Raw genomic sequence first — 14,836 nt, forward strand, 5'->3', positions numbered from 1 at the left:
GGGGTTGAAAATGACTAATTTAGAAAAATTACTATCCGTTGTTAAAAAAAGACATGTATATATACAGACTCATAACTATCCGGATCAGGATGCCCTGGCCTCGGCATTTGGTCTTGCTGCACTTTTAAAGGATAAGGGAATTGACTCTACTATCTGCTATAGCGGGCAGATAGATAAATTAAACACCCAAAAGATGGTAGAGATAATCCCTATTCCTGTTTACAGAGGAGAAGGAATTCCGATGACAGAAGAGGATGAAATCCTTCTTGTGGATTCCCAGGAAGGGAATATTAATGTGAAGAAGCTTCCCGGAAAGATTATTGCCTGTATTGACCACCATCCAAAGCAGAAAACAGAAAGTTACCGTTTTGCGGATATCCGAAGTGACATTGGTTCCTGTTCCGCTATTATAGGAGACTATTTTCTGGAAAATGAGATTGAGCCGGAGGAAGCAGTTGCAACAGCTCTTACCTACGGAATCAAGATGGATACAGCCAATTTGACCAGAGGAGTATCCGAAACGGATATCGAAATATTCCATTACCTTTTTAACAGAGTAGAATCGGAAAAGTTAAATGAGTTGGACGGCAGCTCTTTAAGGAAAGAAGACTTAAATGCCTATAAGGAGGCTATAACCAATTTAAAAATCTATGGCAGGCTTGGGATTGTTAAGATAGGGGATGATTATTCCGAAGCCATACTTGGCAGCATCTCGGATTTTTTATTGACTCTTTCCGAGCTGGATATAACAGTTGTTTATGCTTACAGAGTAGGCGGACTTAAGTTTTCCGTCCGCAGCCAGACACCGTTAGTAGATGCAGGTAAAGCTATTAAGTCAGCACTTCGGGGAGTAGGCGACGGAGGCGGGCATGCAGTAATGGCAGCCGGCTTTATACCGGAGCTTCACGGAGAAACTGTAATTGCCGATATGTCTTCTCTGGTGGAGCAAAGACTGATTCTGTATGTACAGAAAAAATTAATTGACATATAAAAACTACCGTGGTATAATACCTACGGTACATTTATCTGGATTAAGCATCTGGAGCAAAGGAATGATTACGGAATATAGCTAATATGTGAAATAAAAGCTCTCTGTCCTAAAAGACCAAGAGCTTTTTTTATGGGTTTGAGCTCCTTTTATTAATGAATATCTTTTTGCAGATGCTTATAGCGGTATTAACATTTCATGGGGACTAAGACTGGTAATTGGCGGAATACTACTTATAAACAGCTTTTAGGAGAAATAACAGCCGCAGCAGGATAAGGACTGAAAGAATTCAAGATAAGAAAGGGTAATTATATTTATGCAGACAGTTAAATTTGAAGAACTAGGAATCAGCGAACCGATATTAAAGGCAATTGTAGAGATGGGGTTTGAAGAAGCATCCCCTATCCAGGCCAATGCCATACCGGTTATGCTGGAAGGAAAAGACATTGTGGGTCAGGCACAGACAGGAACCGGTAAGACAGCAGCCTTTGGTATCCCGTTATTAGAGGCCATTGACCCCAAAGATAAACATTTACAGGCAGTAGTTTTAAGCCCTACCAGAGAGCTTGCCATTCAGATAGCAGAAGAGATCAGAAAGCTTGCTACCTTTATGCATGGAGTCAAGGTTCTGCCGATATACGGAGGGCAGGACATTACAAAACAGATTCGTTCCTTAAAGGCCGGTACCCAGATTGTTATCGGAACACCGGGCCGTGTCATGGATCATATGAGAAGAAAGACCGTTAAATTTGATGAAGTAAAGCTTGTGGTGCTGGATGAAGCAGACGAAATGCTTAACATGGGCTTCCGTGAGGATATCGAAACAATCCTTAAAGATGTTCCGGAGGAACGACAGACCGTATTATTCTCCGCAACTATGCCTAAGCCTATTATGGACATTGCAAAGACCTATCAGAAGGATGCCCAGATTATCAAGGTGGTTAAGAAGGAACTTACCGTTCCGAAGATTGAACAGTATTATTATGAAGTAAAGCCCAAGAATAAGGATGAAGTACTTTGCAGACTAATTGATATGTATGATCCTAAGCTTTCACTGGTATTTTGCAATACGAAAAAGCAGGTGGATGAACTGGTATCGGTGCTCCAGGGGAGAGGGTATTTTGCAGAAGGTCTCCATGGTGATTTAAAGCAGCAGCAGCGTGACCGTGTAATGCACAGCTTCCGCAGCGGAAAGACAGAGATTCTGGTAGCAACCGATGTAGCAGCCAGAGGAATTGATGTAGATGATGTAGAGGCTGTATTTAATTATGATGTGCCGCAGGATGACGAATATTATGTACACCGTATCGGAAGGACCGGAAGAGCGGGAAGAACCGGAAGGGCCTTTACCCTTATAGTAGGAAAGGAAGTCTATAAGCTTAAAGATATTCAAAGATATTGCAAGACGAAGATATTGGCTCAACCCATTCCGTCTATTAATGATGTTACGGCGGTAAAGGCAGAAAAGATTCTGGACCGCGTCCAAAATATCATTGCAGAAGAAGATTTAGCTAAGATGATAGAAGTCATTGAAGAAAGAGTCAATACAGAGGATTGCACAGCTCTTGACATTGCAGCGGCTTTCTTAAAGCTCTCAATGGGAGATGAAAGCGAGCAGATAGATGAAAAGGCAGCCTTCGAAGATTACGGAGATACCGGAGCAGAAGCGGGCATGGTCAGACTCTTTATCAATATCGGAAAGAAGCAGAATACAAGGCCGGGGGATATCTTAGGTGCGATTGCCGGAGAGACCGGAATGCCTGGCAAATTAATCGGTTCCATCGATATGTATGATAAGTACACTTTTGTTGAGGTACCCAGAGAATATGCACCGGATGTTATTCAGGTAATGAAGGATGCAAAGATTAAGGGTAAGAGCATTAACATCGAACCTGCCAACAAAAAATAATATAGAAGCATAATGATAGATGAATATGAATAAAGGCTGTCCCAATACGGGACAGCCTTTATTTTTGCATAATATATGAAAAGTAAATGCATTAATTATAGTGCGTAAAATGAAAGAATATGACTTGTAATTGCTTTATATTATGCTATAATTAGCTTAGAAATTTCATGCAAAAACAAGAAAGGATGGAAAATACATGTTTATAAACGAAGTGAAGGAAAATCTTACAAAGCAGATTATTCCCTTCTGGAAAGGCCTGAAGGATGAAACCTGCGGTGGATTTTACGGATTTTATGATTTTGACTTAAAGTTGCACAAGAATGCAATAAAAGGAGTAATCCTAAACAGCAGAATACTGTGGTTCTTTACGAATGCTTATATAACCATAGAGGATAAAGAATGCCTGGAATATGCACACCATGCATATGATTTTTTGAAAGATCATTGTCTTGACAAAGAATATGGCGGTGTTTACTGGTCCTTAACCTATGACGGAAAACCGGAGGATACCATTAAACATACCTATAATCAGGCTTTTGCCATCTATGCCTTGTCTTCTTATTACGGTGCCACAGGGGATAAGGAAGCGTTGAATATTGCCTATGGGATATACAACCTCATTGAAACAAAATGCAGGGATTCTATAGGATATCTGGAGGCCTTTGACAGAGCCTTCAAGCCCGTAGAGAATGAGAAATTGTCAGAAAACGGGCTTATGGCAAGTAAGACCATGAATACCCTGCTTCATGTATTTGAAGCCTACACAGAGCTTTACCGTGTGGATCGCAATGAGGAAGTGGGAAATAATCTAAGATGGATAATGGATCAGTTTGCAGATGTTCTCTATAACAAGGATAGAAGAATCCTGGAAGTATTCTTTGATGAGAATATGAAGACACTTTCCGACTTAAATTCTTACGGGCATGATATTGAAGCCTCCTGGCTTATTGACAGAGGCTGTGAAGTTTTAGGAGATGGGAATTATAGCGAGAAGATGTTTACAGTTACGGAGAATTTGAGGCAGCACATATTAGAGGCAGGATATGACGGAGTTTCTTTAAATAATGAATGCTTTAAAGGAGAAGTGGATACCACCAAGGTGTGGTGGGTAGAAGCGGAGGCGCTTCTTGGTTTCCTAAACGGCTATCAGCTTAATAAAGAAAGAGCAGAGTATCTGAAAGCGGCAAAAAGTCTGTGGAGTTTTATGAAGGAATATATAATTGACAAAAGAGAAGGCTCTGAGTGGTTCTATGATTTGAACAAGGAGGGGCAGCCGGTCAGCAAAAAAGAGATTGCAGGTCCCTGGAAATGCCCTTACCATAATGGAAGAATGTGCTTTGAGGTTATAAAACGGGGTATAGACTGGTAGGAGAGTAGAACTAACGACAGGAAAATAGGAGATTAAGAACAGGAAAATAGGCGCTTAAGGCAAGGAAAATAAAAGTAAGAAGAAAGGCAGGCATATTATGCATCCGAATTATTATGTACAATTAGAAAAATATGAGAGGCTTGTTGCCGGAAAGAATGAAATCAGTCCTATTTACAACGGTATTTACGACAGGTACGTTAATCCGGTACTGACGAACGAACATATTCCGCTGTTTTGGAAATATGACTTAAATGAGAAGACCAACCCATACTTTATGGAACGACTTGGGGTAAATGCAGTATTTAATTCCGGTGCCATTGAGTTAAACGGCAAGTATTATCTGGTAGCCAGAATTGAGGGAAATGACAGGAAGTCTTTCTTTGGAGTTGCGGAGAGTGACAGCCCGGTAGATGGTTTTCGGTTCTGGGATTACCCGGTAGTTCTTCCCGATACCTGCAAGGAAGAAACCAATGTATATGATATGAGACTTACCAGGCATGAAGACGGTTACGTTTACGGCGTATTCTGCTCGGAGAGCAAGGACACAGCCAGTTCTGATTTGTCCGCAGCAAAGGCAGAGGCCGGAATTGTACGTACCAAGGATTTAAAGACCTGGGAAAGACTTGATAATCTAAAGACTTTAAGATCTCCCCAGCAAAGAAACGTAGTACTTCATCCGGAGTTTATCAATGGTAAATATGCTTTTTATACCAGACCCATGGATGACTTTATCAATACAGGCGACCGCGGCGGTATCGGTTTTGGATACTGCGAGGATATCACTCATGCAGTTATTGACAAAGAAATTATCACAAGCCAGAGAAAGTACCATACTATTACGGAAGCCAAGAACGGAGCAGGGGCTGTTCCGATTAAGACGGAAAAGGGCTGGATACATATAGCCCACGGGGTCCGTAATACGGCAGCAGGACTTCGCTATGTAATTTATGTATTTGCAACGGATTTAAAAGATCCCTCCAAGGTGATTGCAGAACCCTCCGGCTTCTTTATCGCTCCTCTTGGAGAAGAAAGAGTTGGGGATGTTTCCAATGTGGCGTTTACAAATGGTGCTATTGCTAAGGATAACGGAGAAGTCTATATTTATTATGCTTCTTCGGATACAAGGCTTCACGTCGCCTCTACAACCATTGATAAGCTTTTGGATTATACCTTTAACACACCTATCGATCCTTTGCGTTCTGTGGATTGTGTAAAGCAAAGAAACGAGCTTATTGCAAAGAATCTGGAATATTTAAAATAAAAGAATACCTTCACAGGAACATACGCAACTGACAGTTGACAAAAGGTAAGGAGTGGTTTATTGATATTCTGTGATATTTCTATTATGATATAAGTATTAACCGGAAGGAGAATCATAAATGAAATTTGCAGACAAACTGGAAAGACTCCGAAAAACAAGAGGGCTGTCACAGGAAAATATTGCAGAAAAGTGTCATGTCAGCAGACAGGCAGTATCCAAATGGGAATCCGGTAATTCTTTACCGGATATTGATAACCTTATAATTATAGGTCGGCTTTTTGGAGTAAGCCTGGATTATTTAGTTAATGATAAAATAGAAGAAGTAATACCATTAGCTGCTGTATCCTATTCTGATAATGCAGAAGATGGGCTGCTAAGTACAGTTGTTGGAAAGTGGTGCATCATTCAATTTAATTTTGCGGAGTATTCATTATTCGGGGATGGATGGAAGATGAAGATTCTTGGATATGACGATAAATTTTTTTATGGAAAAAGGATACATCATAGAAAAGCTAAATGGTGTATTATAAAAAGAAAGGCTATTAAATCTTATGATTTGATTCAAATTTCTGCGAATAAGGAATCTGCGTATAATATAGAAGAGTCAGATTTAGACTTTAATTTTATTTTAGAAAAACTCTATGGTAAAAAATGCATTTTTGGAAAGGAGTGCGACTGGTTAACAAGAATATTTATAGGCGGAGATGAAATAAAGGGTATAATTCAAAGCTATGATTGTGGAATTTTAAACATAAAAGCCGGCAATAAGACCCGTGTTGCCGATATAACAGAAATGGTTTACTTAAGTGAGTTATAAATAACAGGGTAAAGAGAAACTTTAAAAAGAAACAGGCTCCAGGGAGAGGAGTCTGTTTCTTTAGGGGAACAATATATGAGGGAAAGTATATTTGGCGTGGGTGTGCCAGATATACCCTTGCTATAAGCAAAAGTTATTTACCAAAATATCTGTTAAGCAGACCTTCAAATGCCTTACCGTGTCTTGCTTCATCTCTTGCCATTTCATGAACGGTATCATGGATGGCATCTAAATTAGCAGCCTTTGCACGTTTAGCAAGGTCAGCCTTTCCTGCGGTAGCGCCATTTTCGGCAGCAACTCTAAGCTCAAGATTCTTCTTGGTGCTGGAGGTCAGCACTTCTCCTAAAAGTTCTGCGAATTTAGCGGCATGCTCTGCTTCTTCAAAAGCAGCCTTTTCATAATATAAACCAATTTCAGGATATCCTTCTCTATGTGCTACTCTTGCCATTGCTAAGTACATGCCTACTTCACAGCATTCTCCGTTGAAGTTATCTCTTAAATCCTTTAAGATATCTTCGCTTACACCCTGTGCAATGCCTACTACATGCTCTGCAGCCCAAGTAAAATCTTCACTTTGTTCTGCAAATTTGGAAGAGGGTGCCTTACAAACGGGACATTGCTCCGGTGCAGAATCTCCTTCATGAACATAACCACATACCTGACAGACAAATTTTTTCATTTCAATAATCTCCTTTGATATAATTAATATTAGTAACTGTTATTGATATTATAATATACTATTGATTATTGTTTGTCAATAGCTTTTAATAAAATTATATTTTTAATTTGGATTTTATCTGCCAGTCCATTGACAAACAATCGTATAGAAAAGCTCCGGTACCAGGTTTACTGGAACCGGAGCAGGATTTATTCTTTCTTAATTTTTATCTAAACATTTACTGCAAATACCATAGAAATAGGTACTGCTGGATTCGATACTGCCGTTAAAGTTCTCTTTGGCAGAGTTCATAAATTGTTCTTCTGCTTCGCTTGGAAGGGTAATATCCTCCACAGCTGAACATTGTCGGCATACAAAGTGATAATGAGGTAAGACATTGCCGTCAAAGCGGTCACTGCCGTCGCCATAAGATATCTTAATAATGGAACCCTGATCCAGCAGGAAATTCAAGTTACGGTAGACTGTTCCCAGGCTGATATTCGGATAAACTTTTCTGATATGGTCATATACCATATCTGCGGTAGGATGATCCTTTGTGGTGGCAAGATATTCTTTAATAGATTCTCTTTGCCGGCTAAACTTCGTCGTAGTCATAGCTCACCTCCAATAACAATAATTATTACTAAGATTAACATAGGTAAGCTATTCTGTCAAGATTTAAAATCTGCCACCGGCAAGAAACTTATACATTAGAATGAAGTGGCATACGGTACCGCCGATGCAAAACAGGTGAAATATCTCATGGGAGCCGAAATTTTTATGACGGCTGTTGAATATGGGAAGCTTTAGGGCATAAATGATACCGCCCACTGTGTAAATGATACCGCCGGCTAACAGCCAGTTAAAGCCTTCTATCGGCAGGGTATTTAGTATCGGTGAAAATGCCATTACACAGCTCCAACCCATAGCAATATAGATTACGGAAGAAACCCATCTCGGACAGTATACCCAAAATGCTTTTAAAAGGATTCCAAGGATAGCCATACTCCATATCAGGATTAAAAGTCTGGTTCCGACCGGTCCTTTTAATGGAATCAGACAAATTGGTGTATAGGTTCCGGCAATCAGTATAAAAATCATCATATGATCGAATTTCTTTAGTATTCTGTTCACCTTGTCAGATAAATCAAAGGTATGATATACTGTGCTTGCGGTATAAAGCAATATCATGCTAAGGACAAAGATAGCAAGTGCTATAATAACGGTTTTGTCAGGAGCCTTTGAGGCTTTGTACAATAAGGGAAAGGCAGAGAAGACAGCCATAAGCATGCCGATAAAATGAGTGATTGCACTTCCGGGGTCTTTTGGGTGTTTAATAAATTGAGCCATATTAATCATTCCTTTCATATCGTGATATAAATAAATGCGTTACGTAGTTTTAAATACTACGTGTTGAGTTAACTATACTATATCACGTAGTTAGAAAAAATCAAGGGGTTTTTCTGAATTTTTTTATTTTTTAAGAAAGGTTGGAAGTTTGGATGGATATTAAAGTAGGAGATGTAGTAAAACTTAAAAAGCAGCATCCTTGCGGAAGCTATTTATGGGAAGTACTGCGTATTGGGATGGATTTTCGTTTGAAATGCGAAGGGTGCGGACATCAGATAATGATTCCCAGAAAACAGGTGGAAAAAAATTTAAGACAATTAATCCGAAAGGATGATGAGAATAAAGAAATTCAAAATTAAGCACAAGGGGCTGTCGTAAAATACGAAATAGATACCATCTATTTCGTATTTTACGACAGCCCCTTACTTTAAATATAAAATTATAGAGTTTATTTGTTTTCTTCTAATTCCATAAGAGCCAGTTTAAGACAGCCCATAATACCCTGGTTGTCATTTAAAGAGGCGGGAACGATATAGCTGTCAAGATCCTCCAGAAGAGGTGTTTTCAAATAGCCGTTTAAAAGGACTTTTACCTGCTCTCTTATCATGGGAAAGAGCTGTTCCTGATGCATGACACCGCCGCCCAATACGATTCTGTGAGGGGAGAGGGTCAGAATATAGCCTACCAGTGCCTGGGCAATATAATAGGCCTCGATTTCCCAAGCTTTGTGTTCAGAACCCAGTTCATAGGCTTTCTTTCCCCAGCGCTTTTCAATGGAAGGGCCGGATGCCAGGCCTTCCAGACAGTGGGAGTGGTAAGGGCATATGCCTTCAAAGGTATCTTCCGGATGGCGGCTTAACAGAACATGTCCGGCTTCCGGATGAAGCATACCATGAAGCAGCTTGCCGTTTTGGTATACACCTACACCTACACCTGTACCGATGGTAATATAAATGCTGCTGCCAAGCCCTTTTGTACTTCCCCAGGTGGCTTCACCCAAAGCGGAACCATTTACATCCGTATCAAAGCCCACCGGAATGCCAAGGTGCTTTTGCAGAGTACCGACAATGTCGCAGTTTACCCATGCTAATTTAGGGGTTGAAGTTATGTAGCCATAGGTTTTAGAGGCTCTGTCAAGATCAATAGGTCCAAAGGAGCCGATACCAAGGGATTTTATCTCCTTATCTTTAAAATAGTCTATGATTTTAGGCAGCGTAATTTCAGGGGTTTCTGTTGGAATAGAAGTCTGTTCAAGTATTTCTCCGTTTTCGTTGCCGATGGCAAGAACCATCTTTGTGCCGCCGGCTTCTAATGCACCTAATAACATTGTAATGTCCTCCATAAATGTATTCATAAGTTCTATTTTAACTGAACTTCCGGAAAAAATACAGTGCTAATTTGATATTTGTTATAAAAGATTGGATGGTTCCGGTACGTTTTCACTTTGTGCCGTTTTTCTGCAGCAAAATTAGAACTGAAAGTTAACAATATGGTCATTTAAGGCCTCAGCCATAGCGGACAGGTCCGCTGCAGCTTTTGCTGTCATTTCTACAGAGGCTAACTGTTCCTCACTGGAAGCAGATATTTCTTCGGAGCCGGCGGCGGATTCCTCGGCGACGGCTGCCATATCCTGAGTCTGGGTTCTGATTTCCTTGGAAGTGCTGTCAATAGAAGAGAGCATGTCGGCAGTTTCCTTTGTCTTTTTTGCAATCGTTTCGGCATAGGTGCTGATGTTTTCAAAAGCGGCCTTTGTGGTATTTACAGAAAGCTTTTGTTCTTCTGCCATCCTGTTGGTATATTCCATGTTTTTACCGGCTTCGTCTGCCAGGGAAACGGTCTTGCCGACAATAACGGTAATCTGTGAAAGGGAAGAGGCGGTTTCTTCTGCCAGCTTTCTGATTTCTTCTGCTACTACGGAAAAGCCCTTACCGGCTTCACCTGCTCTGGCAGCTTCAATGGCGGCATTCAGTGCAAGAAGATTTGTCTGGGAAGCAATAGAGGAGATAACACTGCTGATATTGGTGACTTGTTTGATCATTTGTATCAGTTCCTGGAGGGATGAGTTAACCTTTGCTGTGGTGGAGATGCTTTCGTCCACATTCTGTTCCGTAAGCAAAAGGGCTGACTGGCCTTTCTCAACTGCTTCAAGAGATGCTGCAGCCTGGAGACTGTTATCGGATATGATTTCTGTGACATTTCCAATTCTCTCCGTCACCTGTTCAATGAGAAGGCTTTCATTGCTTATAGTTTCGGAAAGACCTCCGTTTCCGATTGCTATTTCAGATATAGCAACAGCTACCTGATTAATTGTTCTGGTATTTTCTTCTGCCGAAACAAACAGGTCCTTTGAATTCTTGGTAATATTTTGCGAAATTTCAGCCATTTCTTCAATCATGGTCCTCAAAGAATTCCTCATATCTGAAATAGAGCGTGCAATAACGCCCATTTCATCCGTTCTGTTAACCAGGCGGGATGAGGCAGCATCTTCTGAAAGATTAAAGCGGGCAATTCTATTAATCAGTTCTACTGCTTTATGAATCGGATTTGTGATATTAACTGCAAATAAATAGGCAATAATGGTCACACCCAAAGTCAGCAGAAAGAGGAGAACAATTGAAGTAGTGAGGGAAGAGGTGCGGTAGCGTTCTATATCCGATATATCCTGACTTATGGATATGATACCCTCAACAGATGTTCCAAGGGTATCATAGAGCGGATAGTACAAAATCATCTCGCCGGCATCCGTTTTTAACTGTACTTTCTGACCTTGTTTTACCCTTTCGTAAATAGAAGAATCTGATAGTTCCTTTCCGATGTTGGATTTCTCCTTATCAGAGGAAGTCTTGACAAGGACGTTGCCGTTATAAAGAGAGATATTGCCGTTGATAGAGGCTTGGATATCCGTAAGTATGGTATCGTCGAATCCTATCTGTAGAGTGCCTATGACTGTATTATTTGCCTTGATGGGGAGAAAGGCACGGATGGCAAGTCCGCTTTTACCAAATTCTAATCCTCTTACTTCCTGCCCGGAAAGAGCAGCTTTGATTGATACATTATCAGCCTTGCTGTCGCCGTACTCATCCTTGTTATGGGCTCTCACAAAGACAGTACCCGTATCGTCCCCCAATTCAAAAACGGTAACATGGGCATCCTGGCTTAAGTTTTCGTAAATAGGGAGAGCAACCTTTAATAACTTATCCCGGTCTTTTTCACGAAAGGCTTCTATCATATCGCTGTTTTGCAGGTAGCGTTTTGCTAAAGAGAGTGCATCGGATGATTTTTGTTCCAGAAAGTAATTAACCATGGAAGCAGAATCGTTAAGCCGCTTATTGGTCATGCGGTCCAATTCCCTGACTGACATCTGGTACATAAAGATAAGAGCGGTTATAAACGGGATAAGAGAAAGGGATAAAAATAATAGTATAAGTTTTGATTTAATGGAGAACTTTACTTTAACCATATGGCTACCTCCGGGTTTAAGGATTTGATTATAATTTGTCGAATATACTCAAGTTATAGCAGAGACTTGTTAAGGCAATGTAAAGTCCGTGTAAAATAAGACACGGGCAGGAAATCCTTCGTTTCTTGCAAGATATCGAAGAATCCGGTGTATGAGTAAAGGAATTCAGAAATCTGCAGGGGTATATTTGCGGGAAGGAAAGAGGGATAAGATGCATCAGCCATTAAAAATAGGAGAATTAACAGCAAAATTGCCAATCATCCAGGGCGGAATGGGAGTAGGAATCAGCCTTAGCAATCTGGCAGGAACGGTTGCAGCCAGAGGAGGGATTGGAGTGATTTCTACGGCACAGATTGGGTTTACGGAAGAAGAATATGACAAAAATCCATTGGAAACAAACTTAAAGATGATAGGCGAACATATAAAGAGAGCAAGAAAAATAGCGCAGGGAGGAATTTTAGGAGTTAATATAATGGTGGCAACTAAAAATTACGAGCTTTATGTGAAAGAGGCCGTAAAGAATGGTATTGATGCCATTATATCCGGGGCAGGGCTGCCCATAGAGCTTCCTTCTTTGGTAAAAGGTACAAAGACAAAGCTGATACCCATTATATCCTCCCTGAAAGGAGCAAGGGTGCTGCTAAAGATGTGGGATAGGAAAGAAAATATAGCACCGGATGCTATATTGGTAGAGGGGCCCAAAGCAGGGGGACACTTGGGATTTACGCTGGAAGAGATAAAAAACTATGAAGAAAAGGCCTATCAGGAAGAAATCAAAGAAATTGTAAGTCTGGCAAAAGAATATGGAGAAAAGTATCAAAAGGATATACCGGTTGTTACGGCAGGCGGTATACAGAATAAAGATGAAATGAAGGAATATTTTTCAATTGGGGTAAGCGGTATACAGGTAGCCACGAAATTTGTAACAACAGAGGAGTGTGATGCCCATATCCGCTACAAGGAAGCTTATATAGACTGTAAAAAGGAAGACATTGTAATTGTAAAAAGCCCCGTAGGAATGCCGGGAAGGGCGATTAAAAATGATTTTATAGAAAGAACCTTTCTTGGGAAGATACCCATAAAGAGATGCCATAATTGCATCAAAACCTGCGATCCGAAAGAAACGCCTTATTGTATAACGGACGCTTTAGTAAATGCAGCCAGAGGAAAGCTTAAGGACGCTCTTATCTTTTGCGGTGCCAATGCTTATCTGGAAGACCGAATACGAACGGTTGATGATGTGTTAGCGGATTATTTTGGGTAAGTACAGAAATTAAGAAACAAAGGAAACAGGTGAGATAACCGTATATCTTGCCTGTTTCTTTTTATTAAAAGGGGATTAAAAAATATTGAATCCATTGATGCCTTAAGAAATGTTTGGTATAATTTGCATGTCGCCTGAGAAAATGGGCGAATAATAGGGAGGAAAATCAATGAAAAGAGTATTTAAAAAATTATTGACCTGTGCAGTAATACTCACAGCAGTATTTTCACTGTTACAAATCAGAGCGATGGCAAGTCCAAAGGTTTATTCTACGACTATCTATCTGGATAAGCCTCATAATTATGAAGTATTTGATTTAGACATGCCTAAGGACGGAAAAATCAAAATAAACGCTAAAATTAGAGATACAGGTACTATACCTGGAATTTTAACCGTTTCAATTCAAAAGAATTATAAGGAAGGTTCACCAAAGGTAAAGGAAATTACAGGAATTACGGCTGCAACTCCGGTTACTGATTTAGAGGTGGAATTAAGTAAGGGAGAATATTGTATCAGCTATAAATTAAGCAATGCGACAGGTGACCTTACAGATACCGAAATATTCTTAAGCTGTACAGCAGAAATACTTTCCACATCCGTTACGAATATATCTGAATTGAAAGTAAACAGTATCAATTCTTTTGATCAAATTACAGATAAGGGATATGAGGAATTAAAGTTTGGGGACGGGAAAAATGATAATAATATTGTTATTCCTTTTACCGTAAAAAACGGAGGCGGTTTATATATTTCTATGGCGCCTGGTAAAGAGCGCTTCGAAGATATAATAGGCGCTGTCTATAAGGATAAAGAATGCACAAAGGCTGTCGGGAAAAGCTTCCGTCTGGAAAGTGTAGTTGAACCTGAGAGTTTTTTAAGGAATTTGCCGGACAGCGGAACCTATTATGTGAAGTTTACGCTTGATAATATAGATTATGAGCCTGCGGGAGAGACAAAATTTCTTGTAAAACTCTACGAGATAAACGGAGCCGACAGAGCCATTACTTTTGGCAAGCCTACGCTTGCTTATCAGGATAAGGCCGGTAAAAAGATCAATTATAAAATAACCGTAAAAACAACGGGCTATCTGGTTGTAGATGTGAACCCTGCGGATACTTCTACAGGCGGAAAAGCATCTTTTCGTCTGTTGGATAAGAATAAAAAAGCAATTACCAAAAGCAGCACGGTGTACAATGCTCAAGAGGATGACAGCACTGAATACGGACCTGTAGAAAAGTATTATACGGTACCGGCAGGAACTTATTATATACAGGTCACTGCTTCAGATAGTATTTACGAATTAGTTGGTTCCCTGGAAAAGTGTAAAACAAACGCAGGACCAAGTAAAGCCAAGGCAAAGAGCCTAAAAGTTATGAAAACCTTTGCTAATGGGTACTTTACGACTGCAGATAGTACGGCAGAAGTTGACTGGTATAAGTTTACGGCCAATTCAAATCAGTTTATACAAGTATATATGAGATATGTTTTGGATGGAAAGTTTGACTATGAGGTTCTGAATTCAAAGGGTAAAGTTTTGTACAAGTTAAGCAAGGGATTTACCAGCAAAGAAGGAGCTTATCAGGTTGCATATTCAAATTACTTCGATAAAGGAACTTATTATATAAAAATATATAAATCAGGAACTGCAAGTTCGGTTTCTTATACACTTCAGCTTTTAGATTATGAATATTTGAAAAATTAGCAGTAAATAGTTTATATGGATGTTTAGAGATTTTAGTATAAAAAAAATCTTGCCAAGC

13 protein-coding genes are annotated in these 14,836 nt (G+C 40.0%); 8 read left to right on the forward strand and 5 right to left on the reverse strand.

Annotated features, from left to right (window positions below):
* Nucleotides 1-10 precede the first annotated feature (10 nt).
* The 5 genes from BUF11_RS10945 (at nucleotide 11) to BUF11_RS10965 (ending at nucleotide 6,344) form a co-directional block, all read left to right on the forward strand.
* Nucleotides 11-991 carry a DHH family phosphoesterase gene (locus BUF11_RS10945; protein ID WP_073588891.1) on the forward strand — a complete coding sequence of 327 codons (981 nt, stop codon included), beginning with the start codon at nucleotides 11-13 and terminating at the stop codon, nucleotides 989-991.
* Between the two features lie 313 nt (nucleotides 992-1,304).
* Nucleotides 1,305-2,897, forward strand: a complete 1,593-nt coding sequence (locus BUF11_RS10950) for a DEAD/DEAH box helicase (RefSeq protein ID WP_073588892.1) — start codon at nucleotides 1,305-1,307, stop codon at nucleotides 2,895-2,897.
* 196 nt (nucleotides 2,898-3,093) lie between these two features.
* The gene (locus tag BUF11_RS10955) at nucleotides 3,094-4,266 is read left to right on the forward strand and encodes an AGE family epimerase/isomerase (protein WP_073588893.1); all 1,173 of its coding nucleotides are present in this window, start codon (nucleotides 3,094-3,096) and stop codon (nucleotides 4,264-4,266) included.
* 94 nt (nucleotides 4,267-4,360) lie between these two features.
* Nucleotides 4,361-5,527, forward strand: a complete 1,167-nt coding sequence (locus BUF11_RS10960; protein WP_175562052.1) for a glycoside hydrolase family 130 protein — start codon at nucleotides 4,361-4,363, stop codon at nucleotides 5,525-5,527.
* Between the two features lie 118 nt (nucleotides 5,528-5,645).
* Nucleotides 5,646-6,344, forward strand: coding sequence for a helix-turn-helix domain-containing protein (locus BUF11_RS10965; RefSeq protein WP_073588895.1), 699 nt, complete (start codon nucleotides 5,646-5,648; stop codon nucleotides 6,342-6,344).
* Nucleotides 6,345-6,477: 133 nt separating this feature from the next.
* Here BUF11_RS10965 and BUF11_RS10970 read toward each other — a convergent pair whose 3' ends face one another.
* The 3 genes from BUF11_RS10970 to trhA form a co-directional block, all read right to left on the reverse strand.
* Complete coding sequence (locus BUF11_RS10970) at nucleotides 6,478-7,023, reverse strand: NADH peroxidase (protein WP_073588896.1); 546 nt, start codon at nucleotides 7,021-7,023, stop codon at nucleotides 6,478-6,480.
* A 198-nt stretch (nucleotides 7,024-7,221) separates the two neighbouring features.
* On the reverse strand, nucleotides 7,222-7,617 hold the full coding sequence (locus BUF11_RS10975; protein WP_073588897.1) for a Fur family transcriptional regulator: 396 nt from the start codon (nucleotides 7,615-7,617) through the stop codon (nucleotides 7,222-7,224).
* Nucleotides 7,618-7,680: 63 nt separating this feature from the next.
* Nucleotides 7,681-8,352 (reverse strand): PAQR family membrane homeostasis protein TrhA, encoded by a 672-nt coding sequence (gene trhA / locus BUF11_RS10980; protein WP_073588898.1) that lies wholly within the window; start codon nucleotides 8,350-8,352, stop codon nucleotides 7,681-7,683.
* A gap of 152 nt (nucleotides 8,353-8,504) precedes the next feature.
* Between trhA and BUF11_RS10985 the strand changes: the two genes are divergently transcribed.
* Nucleotides 8,505-8,711: a DUF951 domain-containing protein gene (locus BUF11_RS10985; protein ID WP_073588899.1), complete on the forward strand. Its 207-nt coding sequence runs from the start codon at nucleotides 8,505-8,507 to the stop codon at nucleotides 8,709-8,711.
* 89 nt (nucleotides 8,712-8,800) lie between these two features.
* Here BUF11_RS10985 and BUF11_RS10990 read toward each other — a convergent pair whose 3' ends face one another.
* The gene (locus BUF11_RS10990; RefSeq protein WP_073588900.1) at nucleotides 8,801-9,679 is read right to left on the reverse strand and encodes an ROK family protein; all 879 of its coding nucleotides are present in this window, start codon (nucleotides 9,677-9,679) and stop codon (nucleotides 8,801-8,803) included.
* A 141-nt stretch (nucleotides 9,680-9,820) separates the two neighbouring features.
* Nucleotides 9,821-11,812: a methyl-accepting chemotaxis protein gene (locus tag BUF11_RS10995; RefSeq protein ID WP_073588901.1), complete on the reverse strand. Its 1,992-nt coding sequence runs from the start codon at nucleotides 11,810-11,812 to the stop codon at nucleotides 9,821-9,823.
* Between the two features lie 211 nt (nucleotides 11,813-12,023).
* Here BUF11_RS10995 and BUF11_RS11000 point away from each other — a divergent pair, with 211 nt between their 5' ends.
* Nucleotides 12,024-13,076, forward strand: coding sequence for an NAD(P)H-dependent flavin oxidoreductase (locus BUF11_RS11000; RefSeq protein ID WP_073589091.1), 1,053 nt, complete (start codon nucleotides 12,024-12,026; stop codon nucleotides 13,074-13,076).
* Between the two features lie 169 nt (nucleotides 13,077-13,245).
* Complete coding sequence (locus tag BUF11_RS11005; RefSeq protein WP_073588902.1) at nucleotides 13,246-14,778, forward strand: hypothetical protein; 1,533 nt, start codon at nucleotides 13,246-13,248, stop codon at nucleotides 14,776-14,778.
* Nucleotides 14,779-14,836: the final 58 nt, after the last annotated feature.

It is taken from the genome of Anaerocolumna xylanovorans DSM 12503 (genome assembly GCF_900143645.1).
Classification (GTDB): domain Bacteria; phylum Bacillota; class Clostridia; order Lachnospirales; family Lachnospiraceae; genus Anaerocolumna; species Anaerocolumna xylanovorans.